The sequence below is a fragment of the Pantoea sp. Pa-EAmG genome (assembly GCF_030024295.1).
In the GTDB taxonomy this organism is placed as follows: Bacteria; Pseudomonadota; Gammaproteobacteria; order Enterobacterales; family Enterobacteriaceae; genus Pantoea; species Pantoea dispersa.
In genome coordinates this window covers 1-22123 of the sequence record NZ_JASEWO010000011.1, presented here as the reverse complement: position 1 = coordinate 22123, position 22123 = coordinate 1, and the positions used below count along the sequence as shown (strand labels likewise).

General features: G+C 57.9%; 24 protein-coding genes and 1 pseudogene. 16 read left to right on the top strand and 9 right to left on the bottom strand.

What is annotated here, in order from left to right; genetic code table 11:
• Positions 1-10 precede the first annotated feature (10 nt).
• Positions 11-1033, top strand: coding sequence for a C45 family peptidase (locus QMM04_RS03085; protein WP_104093459.1), 1023 nt, complete (start codon positions 11-13; stop codon positions 1031-1033).
• A 92-nt stretch (positions 1034-1125) separates the two neighbouring features.
• Here the strand turns inward: QMM04_RS03085 and QMM04_RS03080 are convergent, their stop codons facing one another.
• Together QMM04_RS03080 and QMM04_RS03075 are read right to left on the bottom strand one after the other, a co-directional pair.
• A complete protein-coding gene (locus QMM04_RS03080) occupies positions 1126-1524 on the bottom strand; it encodes a tautomerase family protein (RefSeq protein ID WP_021508831.1) in 399 nt (132 codons plus the stop codon).
• 5 nt (positions 1525-1529) lie between these two features.
• Entirely contained in the window at positions 1530-1832 is a 303-nt protein-coding gene (locus tag QMM04_RS03075) for a carboxymuconolactone decarboxylase family protein (RefSeq protein WP_088517450.1), read from the bottom strand.
• Between the two features lie 99 nt (positions 1833-1931).
• On the opposite strand from QMM04_RS03075, the gene QMM04_RS03070 reads away from it, so the two are divergent.
• Complete coding sequence (locus QMM04_RS03070; RefSeq protein ID WP_282995618.1) at positions 1932-2840, top strand: LysR substrate-binding domain-containing protein; 909 nt, start codon at positions 1932-1934, stop codon at positions 2838-2840.
• A gap of 25 nt (positions 2841-2865) precedes the next feature.
• On the opposite strand, the gene QMM04_RS03065 is transcribed toward QMM04_RS03070, so the two are convergent.
• Positions 2866-3720, bottom strand: coding sequence for a LysR family transcriptional regulator (locus QMM04_RS03065; RefSeq protein WP_104093456.1), 855 nt, complete (start codon positions 3718-3720; stop codon positions 2866-2868).
• A 118-nt stretch (positions 3721-3838) separates the two neighbouring features.
• On the opposite strand from QMM04_RS03065, the gene QMM04_RS03060 reads away from it, so the two are divergent.
• From QMM04_RS03060 to QMM04_RS03050, 3 genes are all read left to right on the top strand, one after another.
• Positions 3839-4585 (top strand): glucose 1-dehydrogenase, encoded by a 747-nt coding sequence (locus QMM04_RS03060; RefSeq protein ID WP_282995617.1) that lies wholly within the window; start codon positions 3839-3841, stop codon positions 4583-4585.
• Between the two features lie 12 nt (positions 4586-4597).
• Complete coding sequence (locus QMM04_RS03055) at positions 4598-4900, top strand: EthD family reductase (RefSeq protein WP_088517447.1); 303 nt, start codon at positions 4598-4600, stop codon at positions 4898-4900.
• Between the two features lie 214 nt (positions 4901-5114).
• Complete coding sequence (locus QMM04_RS03050) at positions 5115-5426, top strand: cupin (protein ID WP_264240605.1); 312 nt, start codon at positions 5115-5117, stop codon at positions 5424-5426.
• Positions 5427-5445: 19 nt separating this feature from the next.
• Here the strand turns inward: QMM04_RS03050 and QMM04_RS03045 are convergent, their stop codons facing one another.
• Positions 5446-5931 carry a helix-turn-helix domain-containing protein gene (locus tag QMM04_RS03045; RefSeq protein WP_104093453.1) on the bottom strand — a complete coding sequence of 162 codons (486 nt, stop codon included), beginning with the start codon at positions 5929-5931 and terminating at the stop codon, positions 5446-5448.
• A 127-nt stretch (positions 5932-6058) separates the two neighbouring features.
• Between QMM04_RS03045 and QMM04_RS03040 the strand changes: the two genes are divergently transcribed.
• Both QMM04_RS03040 and QMM04_RS03035 read left to right on the top strand, forming a co-directional pair.
• Entirely contained in the window at positions 6059-7270 is a 1212-nt protein-coding gene (locus tag QMM04_RS03040) for an MFS transporter (RefSeq protein WP_282995616.1), read from the top strand.
• Positions 7267-8181 carry an EamA family transporter gene (locus QMM04_RS03035; protein ID WP_282995615.1) on the top strand — a complete coding sequence of 305 codons (915 nt, stop codon included), beginning with the start codon at positions 7267-7269 and terminating at the stop codon, positions 8179-8181. Before QMM04_RS03040 ends, QMM04_RS03035 begins: the two co-directional genes overlap by 4 nt.
• A gap of 50 nt (positions 8182-8231) precedes the next feature.
• On the opposite strand, the gene QMM04_RS03030 is transcribed toward QMM04_RS03035, so the two are convergent.
• Positions 8232-10004 carry a methyl-accepting chemotaxis protein gene (locus QMM04_RS03030; RefSeq protein WP_282995614.1) on the bottom strand — a complete coding sequence of 591 codons (1773 nt, stop codon included), beginning with the start codon at positions 10002-10004 and terminating at the stop codon, positions 8232-8234.
• Between the two features lie 387 nt (positions 10005-10391).
• Positions 10392-11330, bottom strand: a complete 939-nt coding sequence (locus QMM04_RS03025) for an aromatic alcohol reductase (protein WP_282995613.1) — start codon at positions 11328-11330, stop codon at positions 10392-10394.
• A 71-nt stretch (positions 11331-11401) separates the two neighbouring features.
• On the opposite strand from QMM04_RS03025, the pseudogene QMM04_RS03020 reads away from it, so the two are divergent.
• Positions 11402-11716, top strand: a pseudogene (locus QMM04_RS03020) (helix-turn-helix domain-containing protein); the annotation flags it as partial.
• Positions 11717-11799: 83 nt separating this feature from the next.
• Here the strand turns inward: QMM04_RS03020 and QMM04_RS03015 are convergent.
• Positions 11800-12216, bottom strand: a complete 417-nt coding sequence (locus tag QMM04_RS03015; protein WP_282995612.1) for a helix-turn-helix domain-containing protein — start codon at positions 12214-12216, stop codon at positions 11800-11802.
• Positions 12217-12234: 18 nt separating this feature from the next.
• Between QMM04_RS03015 and QMM04_RS03010 the strand changes: the two genes are divergently transcribed.
• The 4 genes from QMM04_RS03010 to QMM04_RS02995 all read left to right on the top strand — a co-directional run bounded on the left by QMM04_RS03010 (position 12235) and on the right by QMM04_RS02995 (position 16086).
• Positions 12235-13044, top strand: a complete 810-nt coding sequence (locus QMM04_RS03010) for an SDR family NAD(P)-dependent oxidoreductase (RefSeq protein ID WP_282995611.1) — start codon at positions 12235-12237, stop codon at positions 13042-13044.
• A gap of 242 nt (positions 13045-13286) precedes the next feature.
• Positions 13287-14303: an ABC transporter substrate-binding protein gene (locus tag QMM04_RS03005; protein ID WP_282995609.1), complete on the top strand. Its 1017-nt coding sequence runs from the start codon at positions 13287-13289 to the stop codon at positions 14301-14303.
• The gene (locus tag QMM04_RS03000) at positions 14300-15331 is read left to right on the top strand and encodes an iron chelate uptake ABC transporter family permease subunit (protein WP_282995608.1); all 1032 of its coding nucleotides are present in this window, start codon (positions 14300-14302) and stop codon (positions 15329-15331) included. The genes QMM04_RS03005 and QMM04_RS03000 overlap by 4 nt, the downstream gene beginning before the upstream one ends.
• Positions 15328-16086: an ABC transporter ATP-binding protein gene (locus tag QMM04_RS02995; RefSeq protein WP_215787973.1), complete on the top strand. Its 759-nt coding sequence runs from the start codon at positions 15328-15330 to the stop codon at positions 16084-16086. The genes QMM04_RS03000 and QMM04_RS02995 overlap by 4 nt, the downstream gene beginning before the upstream one ends.
• 12 nt (positions 16087-16098) lie before the next feature.
• Here QMM04_RS02995 and QMM04_RS02990 read toward each other — a convergent pair whose 3' ends face one another.
• Positions 16099-16284, bottom strand: coding sequence for a tautomerase family protein (locus tag QMM04_RS02990; protein ID WP_021508848.1), 186 nt, complete (start codon positions 16282-16284; stop codon positions 16099-16101).
• Between the two features lie 200 nt (positions 16285-16484).
• Here QMM04_RS02990 and QMM04_RS02985 point away from each other — a divergent pair, with 200 nt between their 5' ends.
• The 4 genes from QMM04_RS02985 to QMM04_RS02970 are packed head-to-tail and all read left to right on the top strand — an operon-like array spanning position 16485 to position 21124.
• Positions 16485-18017 carry an ABC transporter substrate-binding protein gene (locus QMM04_RS02985; protein ID WP_282995607.1) on the top strand — a complete coding sequence of 511 codons (1533 nt, stop codon included), beginning with the start codon at positions 16485-16487 and terminating at the stop codon, positions 18015-18017.
• Positions 18010-18945, top strand: a complete 936-nt coding sequence (locus tag QMM04_RS02980) for an ABC transporter permease (RefSeq protein ID WP_282995606.1) — start codon at positions 18010-18012, stop codon at positions 18943-18945. The genes QMM04_RS02985 and QMM04_RS02980 overlap by 8 nt, the downstream gene beginning before the upstream one ends.
• Before the next feature lie 2 nt (positions 18946-18947).
• Positions 18948-19724, top strand: coding sequence for an ABC transporter permease subunit (locus QMM04_RS02975; RefSeq protein ID WP_081049434.1), 777 nt, complete (start codon positions 18948-18950; stop codon positions 19722-19724).
• Complete coding sequence (locus tag QMM04_RS02970; protein ID WP_282995626.1) at positions 19724-21124, top strand: ATP-binding cassette domain-containing protein; 1401 nt, start codon at positions 19724-19726, stop codon at positions 21122-21124. The genes QMM04_RS02975 and QMM04_RS02970 overlap by 1 nt, the downstream gene beginning before the upstream one ends.
• Here the strand turns inward: QMM04_RS02970 and QMM04_RS02965 are convergent.
• Positions 21121-21642, bottom strand: coding sequence for a GNAT family N-acetyltransferase (locus QMM04_RS02965; protein ID WP_211726805.1), 522 nt, complete (start codon positions 21640-21642; stop codon positions 21121-21123). The two genes, QMM04_RS02970 and QMM04_RS02965, sit on opposite strands and share 4 nt — an antisense overlap.
• Positions 21643-22123 lie beyond the last annotated feature (481 nt).

The following is a 22123-nucleotide window of genomic DNA, read 5'->3' as shown; positions in this document are numbered from 1 at the left end:
AAATAACGCTATGAAAAAACTCGACTTCCGTGGTTCGGCTTTTGTTATTGGTCAGCAACTCGGTGACTTTGGCCGTGATGCCTGGCATAACAAACTCAGACATACCCGTCTCTGGCAAACGGTCACCGCCATGAAAGATACGCAGCAAATCCGCAGTATGCGCGCGCGGGTTCAGCGCCAGTTCCCGCTGATCTGGCAGGAGCTGGAAGGACTGGCTGAAGGATTACAGGCACCGATTGACGAGGTGTTTGCGTGGAACTGCCGGGGCGATCTGGTGCGTTCAACTTCGGATGGTTGCACCACGGTGGCGGGGAAAAGTGCCAGCGGGGAGTTGATCATTGCGCACAACGAAGATGGTTTTCCCCAGCTGCGTGACGACTGTGCGCTGGTCACCGTGACCCCCGATGACGGGCTCGCGTTCACCAGCTTCGCCTATCCGGCATCACTTTGCGGTCATACTTTTGCCGTTAATGAGAAGGGCATCGTTAATACCGTCAATAACATTCGCGCACAGCATCGTCCGGATGGCGTGCCGCGCCAGATCATTGCCCGCGCGTCGCTGAACGCGACCACGCTGGATGAAGCGATCGCCATACTTAGCGCCATACCGCGCGCCGGCGCGTTTCACCATACGCTGGGGCAGCAGGGCGATAGCCGCCTGATCAGTATTGAAGCGACAGGCTCAGGCTGTTCAGTGATCGCACTGACTGCGCCTTTCGGGCACGCTAACCATCTTATTCACCCGCAGCTTGCCGCCGTCGAACAGGTGGTCACCGCCAGTTCCGGCTCGCGCCAGCAGCGTCTGGAGACATGGCTGACGACGCAAACGGCGGTAGATGGCGCGGCGGCCAGGGCGATTTTATCGGATCAGCAGGATGCAGCGTTGCCGATTTACCGGCTGTCGCCGCATGATCCGGATGAGGAAAATACCCTCGCCACGGCTATTTTTACCCTGAGTGATGACGCGGTGACGTGGCAGATCTTCACGCGCGACCGCCAGCGCGCCGCTTTGCAATCTGCTGGTCGTCAATGAGTTGTTATTTTTAATCTCCACAGCCCATCACTGAAGCCGTACAGTGATTGCTGGCAGCGCGCTAACCTGCGCTGCCAGCAATACTGACTATGTTACTCGTGGAAACGCGCTTCTTCGGACATCAGACATCCGTCGCTGAAACTCCAGTCATCGACGGTGTTAAACTGAATAATCACCATCACATCCTGCGGATCGATATCCAGCGATTGCGAGAGTTGCTGACACAATCTGCGACACAGCTTGTGCTTCTGTTCGCGGCTGCGCGGCTTGCCCGCAGTAATCATGAACTGAACAAAATTCTCTGAACGCCCGCGACTTTTATAGTGGCGATCAAACACCCTTAGCCGCGCCGGCAGTTCTTCAAATACCTGAAAGCGGTCGCCGGGTGGAACGGCAAATTCGTCCTCCAGACTCTGTTGCAGGATGTCGGAAATCTGCGTTAATTGCGCGTCGCTATAACCCTGACGCAGTATGATGCGGGTAAAAGGCATGAGGGTTACGCCTCTTCCAGACAGCTTAGCGCTGACACCGCCGCCGGCCAGCCGGCATAAAAGGCCAGATGGGTGAACACTTCGACGATCTCTTCTCGTGCCAGGCCATTCTGTAGCGCGAATTCGATATGCCACGGCAGCTGTTGCACCCGCCCCAGCGCCGTCAGTGCGGCCAGCGTAATCAGGCTGCGTTCGCGCGGCGTAAGCGCGTCACGTTGCCAGATGTCATCGAAAAGAACCTGCTGACTGAGTTCGGCCAGCTTTGGCGCGATGCGCGCCAGCGTTTTACTATCGAGTGTTTTTGCCATGATGTTTCTCCGTATTGACTCAGCCGCGATTGTGGCGAAACATAACCATCCTGAAAATCAAATAAAACACCGTCATTCATCCCATAAATCAGGACGATCATGCAAAAGTTAGCTCAGACGCTGGATCTCGATGCGCTGCGCAGTTTTGTCACCGGCATGGAGTGTGGCAGTTTTGCGCAGGCCGCCGTGCGGCTCTGTCGATCCACTTCGGCGGTCAGCGCCCAGCTGAAAAAGCTGGAGCAGCAATGTGGCAGCAAGCTGGTGGAGAAAAGCGGGCGTCATCTGGCGTTAACCCGTGAGGGGGAAGTGATGATGGGTTATGCCCGCCGTCTGCTGGCATTGAACGACGAAGCACTGTGCACCTTCAGCGGTGTAGGGCTGCAGGGGGAAGTGCGCCTGGGCATGCAGGAAGATTTTGGTGACACTCTGATGCCCGGTATTCTGGGCGAATTTACACGTCACCATCCCGGGCTGCAGATTATCGCCCGCGTGGCGCGTAATCAGGAGCTGCTTGCAGCGCTGGACAGCGATGCTCTTGATATGGCGCTGTTGTGGCAGGCACAACCGCTGCAGCGTAAAGGCGTGTTGATCGGCCAGTTCCCGCTGGAGTGGATCGCCCACCCCGACTGCGACGTCAGCGCGATGATAAGCCAGGGCGAACCGCTGCCGCTGGTGATGTTTGATAATCCCTGCCTGATGCGCTCGCGCGCCATCGACAGTCTGGACCGGGCGGGCATTGCATGGCGAATCGTGTTTGTCAGCCATAGCCTGAGCGGCATCTGGGCGGCGGTGCGGGCCGGTCTGGGGATCACCGTGCGCACGCGGGTCGGCATGCCCGCTAACCTGGTGAGCGCCGGCAATGTTTTGCCGCCACTGGGCGCGCTGGGCGTTACGCTGGAACAAAAAAGTGGCAGCCAGACTGAACCGAACGCGCAAAACCTGCTGGCCAGACTGATGGAAAATGCGCTGCGCAGCATAGAGCCGTTGCCGGGTCTGAGGCCTGCCTGAATTGCTGCGCTAATCGCTGCGACAGTTACTTCGCAATCAGCAGCGCATCGGCGATATCCAGCATGGCGCGCAGGCGATCCATGTGCCGCAGATCCTGATGATAGCCTACCCAGATATCGCGTGAAGGCGGCGGCTGTGGGGTAGGAATCCGCTGCAGTCCGGCGGTGGCATCGCCCAGCGGCTGGGGTAACACCGCCACGCCCATGCCGCGCCGGCACATCTGCGCCTGCACCGCCCGGCTGGTGCTGGTAAAAGCCCGCTGTGACTGTGGAAATTGATCGAGCAGCCAGACGACGTCCGGAAAATGGGCTTGTGCGGTATTCATCAGGATCAGCCCCACTGAGGCGGGGTCGTGTTGCAATGCGCGGGCATTTTCAGGCGTGCCGTATAACGCATAGGGCATGCTCATCAGGCGCCGCTGGACAATATCCGGCTCGGTAAAAGGCACAATGCGAAAAGCCACGTCGGCGTCGCGCCGCGACAGATTGAGCAAACGGTAGCTGGCGATGATTTCCGGCACGATAGCGGGATGGCGCTGTGTCAGCTCGCTCAGTACCGGCGCCAGCACGGCGGTGGCAAACCACTCGGCACAGGAGATGCGTAAAATACCTTCCAGTCGCGGGTGATTGCCCGCAAGCCGTCTCTCCATCGCCAGCGCAGCATTTTCCATGCTTTCCGCCAGGCCCAGCACGGCGTCACCGGCATCAGTTAACACCAGGCCATCCGGCGTGCGGCGAAACAGCGCCTGATGGGCCTGCGCTTCCAGCACCTTAATGCGACGACCCACGGTCGGATGGCTGACGCCGAGCCGGCGCGCGGCCTCGCCATAGGATCCGCTGCGCATCACTGCCAGAAAGATCCGTACATCGCTCCATTCCATTGCGCTCGCCCCGTTCAAAAATGAACGTCGAATATACAAAAATGGCAGTTCTCAAACAACTTTGTAGCTATCACCATAACGGCATCATCCAGACTGAACTGATTGAGGATTGCAGAACATGAAGAAGCTTCAGGACAAAGTCGCCCTCGTAACCGGCGCATCTAAAGGCATTGGCGCGGCAATTGCCCGCCAGCTGGCCGCCGACGGCGCAGAGATCGTCGTCAACTATGCCGCGGATAAAAACGGGGCGGATAAGGTGGTCGCCGCTATTGAGGCCGCCGGTGGCACGGCGGTGGCGCTGGCAGCGGATGTCACCGATCAGCCGCAGGTTGAGGCACTCATTCAATCTACCCTCGCGCAGTTTGGCCGGCTGGACATCGTGGTGAACAATGCCGGTGTGTATCAGTTTGCGAAGATTGAAGAGAGCAGCGAAGCGCTGTATCGCAAGCAGTTTGACATCAATGTGCTCGGCCCGCTGCTGGTGACAGGCGCCGCGGTGCCACATCTGGGCAAGGGCAGCAGCATTATCAATATCAGCTCATTTGTGACGCGGGTATTTCTGGCGGGGAGCGCTATCTACAGCGGCAGCAAAGGCGCGATTGATGCCATTACCGGCGTGCTGGCGCGCGAACTCGGTCCGCGCGGCATCCGCGTCAACGCGGTCAATCCGGGGTTAATCGAAACCGAAGGCACGCACAGCACCGGCGCGATGGGATCGGAGTTTCAGCGCTGGAACGAAAGCCAGACGCCGCTTGGCCGTATTGGCCAGGTGCAGGATATTGCGCCGATTGTGGCTTATCTCGCTTCCGACGATGCCGGATGGGTGACGGGCGAGGTGATGATGGCGTCAGGCGGCATGCGTTAACGGGAGAAAAGGATGCATCAGATGATGGTGGTGTGCGTCGGCGATGAAACCCATCGCTTTGACCGCGACTATTATACCCACACGCACCTGCCGCTGGCGCTGGCGTGCTGGCAGGATTATGGGCTCATTTCGGCGGAAGCGTTCTATCCCGCTTCAGACCGCAGCGGCTGGCTCTCCATCGGTGTTTACACGTTTGCCTGTCAGCAGGATGTCAACCGGGCGCTGGAGTCCGAACAAACCAAAAGGGTGATGGCCGATGTGGTGCATTTTACCGATGCCCCCACGGTGATCCGCAGCCATTTTATTCCCTTCTGAACGGCAGCGACGCCGCCGCGCGCTTATACCCTCCATTCACCGGTTTGATAGCCTGCTTAATGAACGCATTGTGCATTAAGCAGGCATCCCGGCAGCAAAAACGGGACGCGCTGGTGCCAAATCAGGACAAACCAATCCCTGAATCTGGTACGTGGCGCTGCCTTTTGCTATTTCATGTGTGAGCTATCACCGCAGCAGCACACAGGATGCAAACATGAATTTTTACAGCAGCAGAGAATTTACGGGTTCCAAAGCCTGGGAGTCTCAGCATATTGCCAACTTCGATAACACCAGCGTTAAACTGCACTGGACCGATCAACCCTATAAATGGCATATCAATGACGGACAAGAGGTGTTTGCCGTTATGGATGGTTGCGTTGACATGTTCTACAAACAAGCGGGTGAAGTGAGAACCCAACGATTAACCACCGGCGATATTTTTTATGCCAGCGAAGGCACTGAACACGTCGCACATCCACAGGGCGTAGCCCGGGTGCTGGTGATTGAACAAGCGGGATCGGTTTGAAGCGACTTCTCAACCCCGGTTATTTCACGATCGACGAAGCCTGATCAGCGCGATTACCGGCTATGACGCGCCGGCGATGGCAGTCGGCGGGATCGAGCCGTTCTCCCCGGGCAGAATACACGGCCAGTTCAGGTAACGGTTCGCCGTTGGCGTTATCCAGCAATACCGAGTGAGTCTCGCCTTTTTCAAACAGATAACGCTCTCCCCACTGGCGCATCGCCACGACGATTGGGAAGACGGCTCGTCCCCGTTCGGTCAGCAAATATTCCTTGTAGGCGCTGCCATCTGACGCCGGACAACTCTCAAGCACGCCGACTTCGACCAGCAGTTTCAGCCGTGACGCCAGGATATTTTTTGCCAGCCCAAGGTTTTTCTGGAAATCACTGAAGCGGCGCACATCATCAAACGCTTCACGGATGATCATCAGACACCAGCGTTCGCCAATCACCTCCACGGTCCGGGCGACCGGGCATTCGCTGGTTCTGAGCGCTTCCTGTTTGGCCATCTTCTCTCTCACTCTGCTGATTTACTGACGGCAGCTTAGCCTTCTGCAAAACAAGTTGCAAAAAAAAACCACCGCTGCTACTTATAGAATAAATCGGTTTCAAATAAAAACCACATAAGGATGCAACATGACTTGCACCAGTGATACCCCTGCAACCTCTGAGGCGCCTCTTTCGCCGGCGACGATCTCAGTGCTGTCGCCCCACATCATTTTTCTGTTCTCACTGACCTGCGCGCTGGCTGTCGGCAATGTCTATTCTGCCCAGCCATTGCTGGAATCCATCTCCGCAACGCTGCAGGTTTCGCCCGGCACTATAGGCCTGGTCATCACGGCAACGCAGGCGGGTTATGCCATAGGATTGTTCTTGCTGGTGCCGCTCGGCGATCGCTTTGATCGCAAAAAGCTGGTGGTCACGCACCTGCTGCTGTCGGTGCTGGCCCTGATCGCGGCGGCGTTAGCAGAGAGTTTGCTGGCGCTGCTGGTGGCGATGCTGCTGGTGGGGCTGATGGCGGTGGTGACGCAAACCGTGGTGGCGTGGGCCGCTATCCTGTCGGCACCGGCTCAGCGTGGCAAGGTGGTAGGCAGCGTCACCAGTGGCATCGTCATGGGCATACTGCTGGCGCGGCTGGTCTCTGGCATCATCGCCGATATCGCCGGCTGGCGGGCGGTGTATATGACCTCAGCCGCGCTGATGCTGCTGATTACCGTGCTGCTGGTGAAAGTGATACCTGCTGCCGGTCCGCAGAACACAGCCACTTCCGTGGCCGGGCTGCTGGGGTCTGTCCCGCGTCTTTTTGTCACCGAGCCTTTGTTGCGTCAGCGCGGCGCGCTGGCTCTGCTGATTTTTGCCGCGTTCAGCATGTTGTGGAGTTCCATGGTTTTGCCGCTCACGGCCATGTCGCTTTCCCATACGCAAACAGGGCTGTTTAGTCTGGCCGGGATAGCCGGAGCGCTGGCGGCTTCCAGAAGTGGCGCCTGGGCTGACAGGGGAATCGGCCAGCGCGCCAGCGGATGCGCACTGGTTTTATTAACGCTCTCGTGGCTCCCGATCGCCTTCGCGCAGACCTCTTTATTGTTGCTGGTTATCGGCGTGATCATGCTGGATTTCGCCGTACAAACGGTGCATGTCATCAACCAGAGCATGCTGATTGCTGGCAAACCCGCTATCACCAGCCGGCTTATCGGTGCCTATATGTGTTTTTATGCGACAGGCAGCGCGCTGGGCGCTATTACTGCCACCCAACTCTATGCGCACTGGGGATGGTATGCCGTGTGCGGCGGCGGGGCACTGGTCAGTGCCTGCGCACTTATTCTCTGGTATGGAACACGTCAATCATGAAATTATCACACCTGCTGCTGGCCATCGGTATTACCACCATCTGGGGCATTAATTTTTCGGTGATTAAATTAGGGTTGCACGCCATCGATCCATTTATTCTGGCAGGGCTGCGTTTTACGCTGTGTGCCATCCCGGCGCTCTTCTTTATTAAAAAACCTGACGTCCCGTGGCGCTACCTTATTGGCTACGGACTGGTGTTCGGCATTGGCTTGTGGGGCCTGGTGAATCTGGGGATAAAAACCGGGCTGTCGGCGGGGATCGCCTCGCTGGTGCTGCAGTTCAGTGCCTTTTTCACTCTGCTGCTCGGCAGTTATGTGTTTAAAGAACAGCTCAGCCGCTATCAGATCGCTGGCTTTGTGCTGGCGTGCAGCGGATTGATGAGCATTGTGTTTATTACCGACGGCTCGGTGACGTTTGCCGGGTTGCTGCTGGTGCTGGCAGGCGCCATAGCCTGGAGTATTGCCAATATCATCATGAAAAAAGCCGGCACGAAGCAGGTATTCGCGTTTCTGGTCTGGTCGAGCGCCTTTTCGCCGCTTCCGCTTTTTCTGCTGGACGGATTAATTAATGGCAGCGCGGGCTACAGCGCATTAATCAGCCATATGGATACCCGTGCGATATTGTCCATTCTGTTTCAGGTCTACCCCAATACGTTATTAGGCTACTGGATCTGGAATTCATTGCTTAAGCAGTATCCTGTCTCCACCGTCGCGCCATTATCGCTGCTGGTGCCGGTATTCGGCATTCTCGGTTCGATGATGATATTTGGCGAAGTTATTTCTCCGATGAAAATCGTGGCGCTGGTACTGATTATTACCGGGCTGGCGGTTGGCTTATATGGACAACGCATCAAACGTTATTTCATCCGCAGTCGGATTCGCTGTGATCGGCAGCCCGCTGATGAGCCGTGATCCGACAAGAGCGGGCATCCCGCCCGCTCTCTCTGTCAGTGAAAATCCGCTTACTGCACCACGAAACGCGCGACTGAGCCTTCCAGTGTCGACGCCTGATCGCGCAGTGCGCTGGCGGCGGCCGATGATTCCTGCACCAGCGCGGCGTTCTGCTGCGTCACGCTGTCCATCTGAACGATAGCGACGCCAACCTGCGAAATGCCGCGATTCTGCTCATCGGAAGCCTGCGCGATTTCGGCGAGGATGCTGGTTACGTTGCCAACGGAATGCACAATTTCATCCATGGTTTTACCGGCCTGACCCACCAGCTGTGAACCACTGCTGATACGCGCGACCGATTCGCCAATCAGGGTTTCGATCTCTTTGGCCGCCTGAGCGCTGCGCTGCGCCAGACTGCGCACCTCGCTGGCGACCACGGCAAAGCCGCGTCCCTGCTCACCGGCGCGCGCTGCTTCTACTGCTGCGTTTAACGCCAGGATATTGGTCTGGAAAGCAATGCTGTTAATGACGGTGGTGATTTCAGCGATTTTACCGGAGCTGGCGCTGATCTGGTCCATGGTTTCAACCACGCCTTTGACCAGCGAGCCGCCCTGATTGGCCTTCTCCGAAGTGGCGCGCGCCAGTTCGCTGGAGTGATGAATGTTTTCAACGTTCTGCTTCACGGTAGCGGTTAACTGCTCCATGCTGGCTGCCGTCTGCTCCAGCGCGGCCGCCTGCTCCTCGGTGCGGGCGGAAAGATCGTTATTGCCTGCAGCAATTTCTGCGGAAGCGTGGCTGACCTGCATCACGCCGCTGCGAATGTTACCAATGATGCCGCGCAGATCGTTGCTCATCTCACCGACCGCCTGCATCAGCTCGCCCAGTTCGTCCTTACGCGAAGTGTGCAGCTGTACGCTCAAGTCTCCCTGCGCAATCTGCCGCGCGACGTTCAGTGTTACCGCTAAAGGACGGGTAATCTGCCGGGTGATAAACACCGCAATCAGAATGCTGATTACCACAGCCGCCGCCAGGATCAGCGACATCCACAGGATTGCCCGGGCGATATCCTGGTGCGTGGCGGCCAGCTGCTGGGTAAATAATTGATTACTGGTATTAGTCAGATGCAGGCCCGCGATGGCAAGCTGGCGGGTCGCTTCCACTTCTTCTTCCGCGGAGGCGTTGTAGTCCTGCACGCTGTCGCGTCTGGCCGCCAGCGTTACGGCAATTTTATCCAGCGCGTTGCTGTCATCAGCGCTCAGGCGTGGTCGAGCCTGGTCAATGAGTTGAATCGTTTCAGCTATAAAGCCTGACAAAGCCAGACGGTTTTCCTCAGTGTTGTCCAGCGCCATCAGCTTTACGCGAATACTAATACCGTTCAGATATTTAGCGATTTCAGTGAGCGTAGCTGCCGTATCCTGCTGTGTGCTGACGTAGTTTCTGGCCAGCGCGGCAATCGCCGTGGTTTCGTCACTGAAGCGCAGCGCCTGCAGAATGCTCTGGCGCTTATGCACTTCGTTCACCGTTTCTGCACGATGCTGACGATAAAGGTTCATCGCAGCCGGCAGAGAGGCAATCAGCGCGGTCTGCGCGCTATCCCATCGCCAGGTTTTCAGCTGGTTGATACTGCCCTCAATCGCCTGCAGTCGCGATTCGTTGTCGGCAATGAATTTTTCATCGTGGGTTTTAACGTATTGCAGGCGGGCATCTTTAGCCTGCGCGAACTGATCGTTGATGCCTTTCAACTGGCTGAGTTTTTCCGCACGTTCCGCGATGTCGTGCAGGTTTTTGATGCCACAGGAAGCTACAGCAATGCTGAGGATAAGCAGCACACCAAACCCGAGCATGAGTTTTCTGCTGACTCTGATATCTTCCAAAAAAACACGTATTTTTTTCATTAAGGTGAATCTCCCTGGTTGTTGTTGTCCACGCTTTTGCCTGATGGCAATGGCGTTATCGGCAGGGAGATGATTAATTTCAATTAAAATAATTAAAAAACATATAATCACCTAAATTTATTAGATGAGCTATGCGGGGGAGGGCTGCAACGGTGGGGCAGGCGGGGAGCTCGAATTTTCTGTTTTAGGGTGGTACTGATTTTGGTGGATAGCGGTGCGGGGGAAAGTATTGACGCAACCTGCCGGTTTGTCAAAGCGCCGGGATTTCAGGCGAAGGGCCCGATAGCCCTCAGGCCAGGCGTTGCGCCTGAGGACATTCCGCTACGCCTGAAATCCTCAGGACTCCGCTGGCTGATTCGTCAGCCACTGAGCGGCGCTGGTGGTGGCAATGTGTTCGCGGTAATTAAACGTTTCCTGTTTAGGCCATGCCACACCGTCCGGACGGGCAAAGGCCAGCCGATAGGCCGCGCCAGTGTCATGGGGATGACGCTCTGCATCTTCCTGTAGCCTTTCCCGGCTAAGTAATACTCGCCTGACTGCGCTTTTCCAGTGAGATTGCATCAGGTCAGCCAGCTCTGCATAAGTCAGCGTATCGCCAGCGATATAAACAATGGCGTTCTGAAAAGCGGGCTGATGAAAGAAGATATCGGCTGTCAGCTGCCCGATGTCGTCTGGCGTGGTGAGTGTCAGGGCATAGTTCCAGTCGCCGAGGGCATAAACCGTTTTATTCCCGGCATCGATCACGCCAAAATCGGGTTCAAACAGATAGCTGGTAAAAATACCGGTCGAAACAATTACCCAGTCAGTGTTGCTTTGGGCGCGCAGCAGGTGGCGCACTTCAAGCTGTTCATCCCACACCGGTTGCCCACTCTCTTTGCCGATAACGTCATAATCCACGCCAAACTGCCAGGGAAAATAGCGGGCGACACCCGCCTCGATTACGGCCTGAGTGATTCTGAGCTGCGTTCCCGGCCCGCCGACAAAACCACTGCAATTAATGATGGCATCATAAGAACGAAATAATGCTGAGAGTTCGCTCAGGCTATTTTTCTGCAGGTCGCCTTCCGTCACGGTGATATTTAGCTTTTGCAGCGCATCCAGCCGGGTTTTAAGTGGGCCGGACGTGGCATGTGCAGCCTCGCTTCTGAGTAATACACTTATTTTGATCAGCGGATGCTGCTGCACTTTTTTAGCCATGGCGTTTAACACCGCCATGCCTAATTCTCCTGCGCCAAGGATAAGAATATTTTCGACATGTTGATCAACGGGTAGCATGCTTGTCTCCTTAGGTTATATCCGTCATCCTGACAGCGGACAAACCCTGATTCAATCAGGTACACCCGTGATCACACGCCGGCAATCGCTGGTCGCTGGGTATATTGCATATTCTGGTCACCCATGGACCGTTGCGCCATGCAGAAATGGGTCGTTTATTGCATGGTGTCACACAACGAATGCTGACGCGCACACTGCGAACGCTTGAGCGTGACGGCCTTATTTCCCGTTGTGATTATCAGGAAAAAGTACCGCGTGTCGTCTATACGGCCACGGAAGCGGGCGAAGAAATGATGATGAAAATGATGCCGCTCTGGGCGTGGATTATTTCGTCGGCCGACTATTTTAAGCAAAGCAGGATTACGTTTGATACTCCTCATCAGTAATCGCATTAAATTGCGTGATGACGAACTTGCTGAGGATGCGTGATTATTTCCCTGCTGCCAATAGTGCAAATTTTTTTGCACTATTAATCCTGTCCCGGTTTTGACAGGTTGTCTCGTGAGAATTCACGCATTGAGAGCAGCACGGGCATCAGATTATGGCCCGCATGCGTGAGTGCGTATTCAACACGCGGGGGCTGCTCACCAAAATCAGTGCGGGTTATCAGCCCATCACGTTCAAGCTTACGCAGATGTTGAGTCAGTACTTTATGCGATATCTCCGGCATACTCTTCATGAATTGCGAGTGACGCATCACAGGCTCCGCAAATAATCTGAATAAAATCTGCAGTGTCCATCTGCCGGAAATAATAGTTAAACATTGCGTGACATAAGCGACCGAACCTTCTGGTCCAAGACAACGTGTTTTCTCATCATCGCCTACAGGCACTTTCAGGTGCGTAATTGATTCATTCATCAGTTTATTTTCCAATAGATTTTTCACGTATCCTGGAGAACAGTAATGGATCTGAAACTCGACGGCAAAATTGCTTTGATAACGGGTAGCACCAAAGGTATTGGAGAAGCGGTAGCCAGAGGGCTTGCCGCTGAAGGCACCCGCGTTATTATACATGGCCGGGATCAGGCTAAAGCTGAAAATATCGCCAGCGATATCATAAAGCAAGGTGGACAAGCGTACGCAGTAACGGGAGATTTAACCCGTGAGGCAGATATTCAACTGCTTTATCAGCAAGTCTGTTCGCTTGTACAATGCGTTGACATTGTTGTTAATAATGCGGGTGGCTCCGGCCCCACAGAGGACTGGACGTCTTCTTTGCCAGAAACCTGGGCGGCTGGGTATGATAAAAATGTCCTTTCAGCCTTACGTGTCATTAATCTTTTTCTTCCTGGGATGCGTGAACAAAAGTGGGGCAGAATCATTAATATTTCGAGCCTGGCAGCGTTGATGCCTCCCGCCAGGCGTCCGGATTATGCTGCTGCTAAAGCAGGGATTATTGCCATGACCTCATCGCTGGCAAAAGCGGTCGCACACGATGGCGTAACCGTAAATACTCTCTCACCGGGTACTATTCATAGTGCAAGCCTGGAAAAAGCGTTTCGTCAAACGGCCAAAGATACAGGGCTTTCAGCTGACGCGCCCTGGGAAGATATTGAACAGGCCGTATTGCCCCTGTATGCCAATGTGCCCATGGCGCGCGTAGGGACGCTCAAAGAAATAGCGGACGCCATCACCTTTCTGGCCAGCCCGTTGTCGGGTTACATAACGGGTTCCAATTTAAGGCTTGATGGCGGTATGTGGCCCGGACTTTAAAACCAGCCGCACAACATCCTGAATAAAATCTCTGTTTCAGCTACTACTTCATTCGATGACATCATCAGAGCCGATTTAATTATCAGAACTGGGCGGGCTGCTGTTGCAGCCCTGCTCATACCCTAACGTCATCCTCTTCATGATGCGCGCAGTCCCGGTCGGTATGCCCAATCCTGTTTATTGACAGTCCACACCTGGTCATGCATATTGTTATGTTATAACGTAACAATGAAAGTACCATAATGAAAAACTCGCTCTCCCTGATTATTGCGGCGCTGCTGTCGCTTCCTGTATTCAATGCTAATGCCAGTAACTATCCGTTCACCGTTGATAACTGCGGTGTCCAGGAGACCTTCGCTCATCCGCCTGCGCGTGTCGTCACCGTTGGCCAGCATGAAACGGAACTGTTGCTGGCGCTCGGTCTGGCAGATAAAATTGCCGCAACCTCGGTGTGGTTTGGCGCGCTGCCCGCCGATTTGCAAGGGCAGGGCAGCCAGCTTAAACGGCTGGCCGATAACGCCCCAGGCTTTGAAGCGGTGGTGGCGCAGCGCCCTGAACTGGTGCTGGCGCAGTACAGCTGGCACGTCGGGCCGCAGGGTGAAGTCGCCACGCGTGAACAGTTTGAACAGCTCGGCATCCGAACCTGGATTTCGCCTGCCGACTGCATCGGCAAAGCCGTCACCGCAACCTCCAATAGCGATGGTGCACGTACCACACCGTATGGGATCGAGGTGATCTTTGCGGAAATCAGCGCGCTGGCGCGCATTTTTGATGTGCCGGCGCGTGGCGATGCGCTCAAACAGCAGCTGGCCGCTCGTATAGCACAGGTTCAGCAGCAGCTGCACAAATCGCCGTCAGCGCCGCTGAAGGTGGTTTACTGGTTTTCCAGCCCGCGCCTGAAAGGCGATCCCTGGGTCGCCGGCAATAAAGGGGCGCCGGGCTGGATCAGCCAGACGCTCGGTCTGACTAACATTATCGCTTCAGACGAAGAGTGGCCGGCGGTTACCTGGGAACACATCGTCTCCGCGCAGCCGGACATCATCGTTATTGCCAGCATGGCGCGGCGGCTCTATCCCGCCGATGACGTCGCGGTTAAAAAACACTTTCTGCAAAGCGATCCGGTGACGCGTGAAATGCCAGCGGTGAAAAACGGCCACATTGTGGTGGTACCGGCCATGTCACTGAATCCCTCGTTGCGCAACGTAGAGGCCGTGGAGCTGATCGGTCAGCAGATCGCTGCTTTCGCACCTGCCCGATGAGCGCTCACGCTGTCTGTTACTGGCGCACCGGCCTGCTGATTGCTGCGGGCGCGCTCAGCCTGCCGGTGATGATGACGCTGGCCGCGGCGACCGGCGATGTCGCGATCAGCTTTACCCTGACCGCACAGGCCATCACCAATGGTCTTGGCATCACGCATTACGACCTGCCGGCGCTGGAAGCCGGCATCGTCTGGCAATACCGTATGAGCCGCGCGCTGATGGCGGCGAGCAGCGGCGGCGGGCTGGCACTGTGTGGGCTGGTGTTGCAGTCGTTGCTGCGCAATTCGCTGGCCGACCCTTATCTGCTGGGGATTTCCGCCGGCGCATCAACCGGCGCGGTGTGCGTGATGCTGCTTGGCATCGGCGGCGGGGCCATCACCACCGGTGCCGGCGCGTTTGGCGGTGCCTGTCTTGCATTTATGCTGATTGTTCTGCTCTCCGGCGGCATGCGGGAAAACACCGCGCGCATCATTCTGGCCGGTATTGCCGGGACGCAATTATTTAATGCGCTGACCGCCTACATTGTTAGCACGGCGGCCAATGCTGAGCAGTCGCGCGGCGTGATGTTCTGGCTGCTCGGCAGCCTGAGCGGTGTACGCTGGGCAGATGCATTACTGTGTTTTGCCGTGACCCTCGCCGGTTTGCTGACTGTGCTCTACCATGCGCGCGCGCTGGATACCTTCTCCTTTGGCGCGGAAGTCTCCGCGACGCTGGGCACGCAGGTAGCAGCGGTGCGCATCGTATTACTGCTGACCACTGCGTTAGTGACGGCGGTGATCGTCAGCGCGATTGGTGCGGTCGGTTTTGTCGGGCTGGTGATCCCGCATATCACCCGCATGATTGCCGGGCCGCGTCATCTGGTGACGATTCCCCTCGCGTTTCTGGGTGGCTGCCATTTCATGGTGATTGCCGACCTGGTATCGCGCACGTTAATCACCCATCAGGTGCTGCCGATAGGCGTGGTGACGGCGTTAGTCGGCGCCCCGGTGTTCGCCCTGATTCTGTATCGCAACCGGGAGAAATCATGAAGTATGTCGCGGTGGATAAACTGAGCGTGACGCTACAGGCGCGCAGCGTGTTATCTGACATCAGTTTTGCGGCGCAGCGGGGACAAACGGTCGGGTTGCTCGGCCCCAATGGCTCGGGCAAATCGACGCTCATCCGTGCGCTGGCGGGCGTTCAGCCCTGTGCTTATGACGGGCTGGAGATGGGCGGCACGCGGCTGAACCAACTCAGCCGGCGGCAGCGTGCCCGTACGCTGGCCTTCGTGCCGCAGCATGCCGAAATGGAAGCTGAGATGTGCGTCAGCGACATCGTGCGTCTGGGACGGGCGCCGCATCGCAACGCGTTCAGCCCGTGGCGGACGGCAGATGAAACGGCGGTGCAGCACGCGCTGTCGCTGATGAAACTGGATGCGCTGGCCGGGCGGTCGTGGCAGCGCCTGTCCGGTGGTGAACGCCAGCGCTGCCAGATCGCGCGTGCGCTTGCGCAGCAGCCGGATATCCTGTTGCTGGATGAGCCGATTAACCATCTGGATATTCAGTTTCAGCTCGAGCTGATGCGGCTGATTGCCGCACTGCCGGTCACGGTGATTGTGGCCCTGCACGACCTGAATCTGGCGGCAAAATTTTGCCAGCATCTGGTGGTGCTGCAGCACGGGCAAGTGGTGGCGAGCGGTGAGCCCGCCGCCGTGCTGACGCCTGCCCTGATTCAGCGGACGTGGCAGGTCGAGGCCATCGTCAACCGCAGCGAGCGCGGCACCATGAATATTCAGTACGCCTGAACCAGGCTGATCTTAACGTTCGTCGAACGGCACGCCGCCTTTGGATTTATGATGCTTCGGCGTTTCGATAATCGACACGGTGACCACATCAGCATCGATCTCAAACGAATCCACCACCGCCTGGGTGATGGCTTTGAGTAACTTTTTCTTCTGCTCAACGCTACGGCCTTCCGCAGCATAAACGACAATCTCTGGCATAACGGCGTTTCCTCACGGGTTAGAGTTCTTCTCAAGCATACCTCAGCCACGCTGCCGCGCGCAGCGTTAACCTGTCGCGACGGTTAAAAGGCAACAAGCGCCTGACGAATTCCCTGCAATCACCGTGTGTTAAAGTGTGAATTGTTATGTTATAACGTAATTGATTCGATGATGGTGTAACGGTTTATTCGGAAAATTTAATGAAATCAATGCAAAAATTGCTGATCGCTGCGGCGCTCGGCCTGGCTTCCTGCGCCGTTGTGGCGGCGAGCACCCCCGAAAAACCGGTGCGGATTGCCGCACCGTTTGAAATTAAAGGCAGCGATCCGGCGCTCTCCGGCGACATTCTGTTGCGCATGGATGTGGTTGAAACGCTGGTAGAAGTGAACGAACGCGGTGAGCCGGTGGCGGCGCTGGCGCAGCGCTGGCAGGTCTCTGACGATGGGCTGCGCTGGCAGTTCCAGCTGCGCGACGGCGTGCATTTTCACGATGGCTCGCTGCTGGATGCGGTTGCCGTGGTGAAATCACTCAACACCGCACGCGGCAAAGCGGGCTTACTGGACAAAACGCCAATCGCCGACATCAGCGGGGCAGGGCAGCTTGTCACCATCACGCTGCGTGAACCCTTCACGCCGCTGCTGTCGGTCCTGGCGGAAAGCCGCTCGCAAATCCTCGCACTGGCCAGCTGGGATGCGCAGGGCAACATCACGCGCATTATTGGCAGCGGGCCGTTTACGCTTACTTCCTTCCAGCCGCCGCAGTCGCTGACGGTGGCGCGCTTCGCGGATTACTGGGGCGAGAAACCGGCGATTGCCGCCGCCAGCTATCTGGCGACCGGCCGCGCGGAAACCCGTGCGCTGCTGGCAGAAAGCGGTGATGCAGATTACGTGTTTAACCTTGATGCCGCCAGCCGGCAGCGGCTGGCACGCAAAGCGTCGCTGCACATCCCGGCGATTCCGGTGCCGCGCACGTTGATGCTGAAGCTTAATCTGGCCGATCCGCTGCTGGCGGAACTGCCGGTGCGTGAGGCGATCAGCATGGCGATCGATCGCAACGCGCTGGCGCAGGCGGTGCTGCGTTATCCGGGCGCAGCCAGCCAGCTGTTTCCCCCTAACATGGCAGAGTGGCACAACCCGGCACTCACGCCGCTGCACTATCAGCCGCAGCAGGCTGCTCAGTTATTACAGTCGGCCGGCTGGCAACGCGGCGCGGATGGCGTACTGACGCGCAACGGCCAGCGCTTTAGCCTGACGCTGCTGACCTATCCCGATCGCCCTGAGCTGCCGCTGATGGCGATGGTGATTCAGCAGCAGCTGCGTCAGGTTGGCATAGACGTGCGAATCAACGCGACCAACGCCAGCGAGATCCCGGCGCAGCACCACAACAACCGTCTGCAGCTGGCGCTGTTTGCGCGCAACTTTGCCCTGACGCCCGATCCGACCGGAACGCTGCTGCAGGATTATGGCACCCACGGCGGTGACTGGGGGGCGATGAACTGGCATGCGGCAGGCTTCGACGCGGCGCTCCACACGCTGACGCAATCCACCGATGGCGCAGCCCGCGCCGGGGCGCGCAGCGTCATCACCCGCGCGCTGCAACAGGATCTGCCGGTGATTCCACTGGCCTGGTATCAGCAGTCGGCGGCGGTTAACAGCCAGCTGCAGGGCGTCAAACTCGATGCGTTTGAACGCCACTTCGGCCTGCGCCAGATGCACTGGGGGAACCATGATTAAACAACTCAGCTGGCGTATGGCGCAGGCGCTGTTCGTGGTGCTGGCGGTAGGATTACTGACCTGGCTGCTGGTGCAGGCGCTGCCGGGCGACATGGCGTGGCGCATCGCTTCGGGGCGCTATGGTTATGATCGCGTCGATGCCGACGCGGTGGCGCGGGTACAGCAGGAGCTGGATGGAGCGCTAAACGGCGGCAGTGCGTTGCTGCACTGGCTGTTCGATCTGCTGCAGTTTAACTTTGGTCGCTCGCTGGTTTCCGGTGAGCCGGTGATGGATGAGCTGCGCTGGCAGCTGGGCCAGACGCTGGCGCTGGCGGGCGTCTCGCTGCTGCTGGCGTTACTGCTGACGCTGCCGCTCGGCATCTGGGCCGGTTGCCACGCCAACGGCCGGCTCGACCGTGCGCTGTTCTGGCTGACCGCCTTGCTGAAATCGGTGCCGCATTTTGCACTCGGCATGCTGCTGATCCTGCTGTTCGCGCTGCAACTCGACTGGCTGCCGAGCGCCGGTCACGGCGAGCTGCGCCATTTCCTGTTGCCGGCACTGACGCTGGCACTGTCGCTGACGGCCGTCGGCGTGCGCGTGGTGCGCGAAGCCACCTGGCAGGTGGTATCGTCCGGCTATTATCGCTGGGGAGCGCAAAAAGGACTGGCACCCGCGCGCCTGCTGCTGCGTCACGGCCTGCGTAATCTGAGCGCGCCGGTGCTGACGTGGTTTGGCATGCAGTTTGTCTGGCTGGTGGAAGGCGTGGTGGTGGTGGAAACCCTGTTTGCGTGGCCGGGAATCGGTCACGCTCTGGTGCACGCCATTTTTGCGCGTGACGTACCGGTGATTCAGGCCAGCGCCATGACGCTCGGCCTGCTGTTTGTCCTGCTGAACATGCTGGTGGATGCCGGTTGTCATCTGCTCGATCCCCGGGGGGCGCGCGCATGAAGATGACGCTTTCACGCTGGGTGGGTCTGGTACTGCTGGCGGCGCTGCTGGCTTACGCGTTTGTGCTGCCGCTGATTCAGCACGGCGATCCGCTACAGCAGGATTTGCTGCAGATGCTGCAGACGCCGAACCGCAGCCATTTGCTCGGTTTCGACCATCTCGGTCGCGATATGCTAACGCGCCTCAGCGCCGCGCTGCGCCTGTCACTCGGGCTGGCAGCCCTGTGCGTGATCAGTGCGCTGATTGCGGGCGTGTTCACCGGTGTGCTCAGTGCGCTGTATGGTGGCTGGCCGGAGCGATTGCTGAGCATCGTTGGCGATATGTGCCTCGCGCTGCCGGGATTACTGTTGGTACTGCTGCTGGCCGCCATTGCGCCAGACGCGCCGCAGATGCTGTGGCTGGGTATTTCGCTGGTGCTGTGGGTGGAATTTTTCCGCGTCACGCGTGCCACGCTGCGGCCAATTGTGCAGGCGCCCGGTATGCAGGCCAGCAAACTGCTCGGGTTCTCTGCCTGGTATCGTTTTCGTCATCATCTGTGGCCTGCGCTGGCACCGGTACTGCTGACGCTAACCTTGTTCTCTTTCAGCAGCGCCATCATGGCGGTGTCGGCGCTCGGTTTTATCAGCGTTGGCGTGCGTCCGCCCACGCCGGAGCTGGGCCTGATGATGACCGAACTGCTGCCGTTTGCGTGGGAAGCGCCGTGGCTGCTGATGCAGCCGGTAGCCGCACTGTTTTTACTGTTGATCAGCCTCAATCTGCTGATGAAAAAGGAGCGATGATGAAGGGATTACAGATCACCGGGCTGAGCGTTGCCACAGCGACTGAAACACTGGTTGAGCCGGTGGATGTGCGGCTACAACCCGGTCAGCCGCTGACGCTGCTCGGCGAAACCGGATCGGGGAAAAGTCTGCTGGCGCAGGCGATCATGGGGATATTGCCGCCATCGCTGCTGGCCAGCGGTGAGTTGATGATCAACGGCAGACGCTATCAGCTGCCGCTGGATACGGCGCAGCTGCGTCGGCTGTGGGGCAATACGCTGGCTTCGCTGCCGCAGGAGCCGTGGTTGTCGCTCGATCCGACCATGGCGATTCAGCAACAGGTGGCGGAAGGGCATCGCTTCGTGCGCGGTTTGCCGCCCGCCGCCAGTGCTGCAGCGGCGCAGCAGGATCTGCAGCAGCTGGGTCTGGCCGCGGCGGCACGGCGTTATCCGTGGCAGCTTTCCGGCGGCATGGCACAGCGCGCCGCGTTTGCGGCAGCCCGTGCCGGTGGCGCGCAGGTTCTGATTGCCGATGAGCCGACCAAAGGGCTGGATGTGGCGCGCCGCGATGAAGTCAGCCAGCTGTTACAGCGTGAAGTGGCCGACGGCGGCATGCTGTTAACCATCACCCACGACATCGCCCTGGCACGCCAGCTGGGTGGCGACGTGCTGGTGATACATAAAGGCAGCGTGATTGAACAGGGCCCGGCGCAGCAGGTGTTGCAGTCACCGCAGCAGCCTTACACGCGTGCGCTGCTGGCTGCCGATCCGGCCGTCTGGCCCGCCCGACAACAAACGGTGATCGGTGCCAGGCCGGTCATCAGCGCCCAGGACATTGTGCTGGCGCGCGGGGGAAAAAGGCTGGGTGTGCCACGCGATTTCACGCTGCACGCCGGTGAAATCGTTGGCCTGCACGGTGCCAGCGGCAGCGGCAAAAGCAGCTTCGGCGACGTGCTGTTGGGGTTGCTCGCGCCGCAGCAGGGCCGCGTAACGCACCACGCTGATGCGGATGCGCTGAAATATCAGAAAATCTATCAGGATCCTTCCGCGCTGTTTCCGCCACAGCGCACGCTGGGGCAAAGCATCAACGATGTGCTGCGGCGTCACGCTCTCCCGCCGGCACAGCGCGATGCGCTCATGACGCGGCTGGCCTTGCATCCCGCGCTGCTGACGCGGCGACCAGAGGCGCTCTCCGGCGGCGAACTGCAGCGCTTCGCGCTGCTGCGGGTGATGCTGCTGCGGCCGGTATTTCTGTTTGCCGATGAGCCGACGTCACGCCTCGATCCGCTGGTGCAGCAGCAAACATGGCAGTTGATCGCGGAACTGGCGCGCGAGCAGCAGTGCGCGGTGCTGCTGGTGAGTCATGACCGCGATCTGCTGGAGAAAGGCACGCATCGGGTGATCGCCATGGAAGCGGCTTAGCGATCGGGCGGCTGGCTGTCACCCGGCCCGAGACTCCGCTGCATTACCACGGTGTCCAGCCAGCGGCCATGTTTGTAACCCACCGATTTCATCACGCCGGTGTGCTCAAAACCGAGCGCCCGGTGTACTCCCAGCGAGCCCTGGTTGGCGCTGTCACCGATAATCGCGATGATCTGGCGAAAGCCAGCGGCTTCGGCCTGCGCCACCGCTTTTTGCAGCAGCGCCTTACCGATGCCGCGTCCGGTTTGCTGCGGGTCGAGATAGATAGAGTCTTCCAGCGTGAAGCGGTAGGCGTAACGCGGACGATACGGCGCGAGATAGCAGTAACCCAGCACCTGATCCTGCTCCTCAGCCACCAGCCAGTAACCGCCGCGCTCATGCACATCATTAATGCGCCGCAGCATTTCACTCTCCGCCGGCGGTTCCGTTTCGAAGGTTGCGGTGCCGTGCAGCACGTGCCAGGCGTAAATCTTCTGTATCGCCGCCGCGTGATGCGGCTGCGCGGGAATAATGTCCATATGTTCCTGCTGTTCTGCCAATGATGCTGACAGCATGCCACCGCGCCGCAGCGCAATCATCCGCCTTAGTCATAGGAAATTGTGATAGTGGTATTGCTAATGGGTTTTAAGACGATGCGCATCTCGCTCAAAGCCTTGCGGCAGTACCCTGTACTAAAAATAGCTGGAAATTAGTACGGGGTACGATTAAAGTGATAGGTAATTATCTGGAATTTATCGAAACACGCGTGTTTTCAAAAGCTCGTAAAAGTCTGCTGGCAGACGATAACGAATTTCAGGAACTCCAGGTTTTTTTGCTGGAGCATCATGAGTCGGGTGCCACCATCAGTCAGACCGGAGGATGCAGAAAGATCCGCTGGAGCCGGGCCGGAATGGGGAAACAAGGCGGAACAAGGATCATTTACTAAAACCGCCTAAGTTCAGGCAGAATTTATCTGTTACTCATCTATCCCAAAAATGCGAAGGATGATTTAAATTAAAC

Bases quoted from the DNA above. Each gene is read 5' to 3' on its own strand.
- QMM04_RS03040 (WP_282995616.1), top strand. From the start codon at position 6,059: ATGACTTGCACCAGTGATACCCCTGCAACCTCTGAGGCGCCTCTTTCG.
- QMM04_RS02970 (WP_282995626.1), top strand. From the start codon at position 19,724: ATGAAGGGATTACAGATCACCGGGCTGAGCGTTGCCACAGCGACTGAA.
- QMM04_RS02990 (WP_021508848.1), bottom strand. From the start codon at position 16,284: ATGCCAGAGATTGTCGTTTATGCTGCGGAAGGCCGTAGCGTTGAGCAG.
- QMM04_RS02985 (WP_282995607.1), top strand. From the start codon at position 16,485: ATGAAATCAATGCAAAAATTGCTGATCGCTGCGGCGCTCGGCCTGGCT.
- QMM04_RS03005 (WP_282995609.1), top strand. From the start codon at position 13,287: ATGAAAAACTCGCTCTCCCTGATTATTGCGGCGCTGCTGTCGCTTCCT.
- QMM04_RS02975 (WP_081049434.1), top strand. From the start codon at position 18,948: ATGACGCTTTCACGCTGGGTGGGTCTGGTACTGCTGGCGGCGCTGCTG.
- QMM04_RS02980 (WP_282995606.1), top strand. From the start codon at position 18,010: ATGATTAAACAACTCAGCTGGCGTATGGCGCAGGCGCTGTTCGTGGTG.
- QMM04_RS03080 (WP_021508831.1), bottom strand. From the start codon at position 1,524: ATGCCTTTTACCCGCATCATACTGCGTCAGGGTTATAGCGACGCGCAA.
- QMM04_RS03025 (WP_282995613.1), bottom strand. From the start codon at position 11,330: ATGCTACCCGTTGATCAACATGTCGAAAATATTCTTATCCTTGGCGCA.
- QMM04_RS03060 (WP_282995617.1), top strand. From the start codon at position 3,839: ATGAAGAAGCTTCAGGACAAAGTCGCCCTCGTAACCGGCGCATCTAAA.
- QMM04_RS03070 (WP_282995618.1), top strand. From the start codon at position 1,932: ATGCAAAAGTTAGCTCAGACGCTGGATCTCGATGCGCTGCGCAGTTTT.
- QMM04_RS03045 (WP_104093453.1), bottom strand. From the start codon at position 5,931: ATGGCCAAACAGGAAGCGCTCAGAACCAGCGAATGCCCGGTCGCCCGG.
- QMM04_RS02965 (WP_211726805.1), bottom strand. From the start codon at position 21,642: ATGGACATTATTCCCGCGCAGCCGCATCACGCGGCGGCGATACAGAAG.
- QMM04_RS02995 (WP_215787973.1), top strand. From the start codon at position 15,328: ATGAAGTATGTCGCGGTGGATAAACTGAGCGTGACGCTACAGGCGCGC.
- QMM04_RS03065 (WP_104093456.1), bottom strand. From the start codon at position 3,720: ATGGAATGGAGCGATGTACGGATCTTTCTGGCAGTGATGCGCAGCGGA.
- QMM04_RS03075 (WP_088517450.1), bottom strand. From the start codon at position 1,832: ATGGCAAAAACACTCGATAGTAAAACGCTGGCGCGCATCGCGCCAAAG.
- QMM04_RS03000 (WP_282995608.1), top strand. From the start codon at position 14,300: ATGAGCGCTCACGCTGTCTGTTACTGGCGCACCGGCCTGCTGATTGCT.
- QMM04_RS03055 (WP_088517447.1), top strand. From the start codon at position 4,598: ATGCATCAGATGATGGTGGTGTGCGTCGGCGATGAAACCCATCGCTTT.
- QMM04_RS03010 (WP_282995611.1), top strand. From the start codon at position 12,235: ATGGATCTGAAACTCGACGGCAAAATTGCTTTGATAACGGGTAGCACC.
- QMM04_RS03050 (WP_264240605.1), top strand. From the start codon at position 5,115: ATGAATTTTTACAGCAGCAGAGAATTTACGGGTTCCAAAGCCTGGGAG.
- QMM04_RS03085 (WP_104093459.1), top strand. From the start codon at position 11: ATGAAAAAACTCGACTTCCGTGGTTCGGCTTTTGTTATTGGTCAGCAA.
- QMM04_RS03030 (WP_282995614.1), bottom strand. From the start codon at position 10,004: ATGCTCGGGTTTGGTGTGCTGCTTATCCTCAGCATTGCTGTAGCTTCC.
- QMM04_RS03035 (WP_282995615.1), top strand. From the start codon at position 7,267: ATGAAATTATCACACCTGCTGCTGGCCATCGGTATTACCACCATCTGG.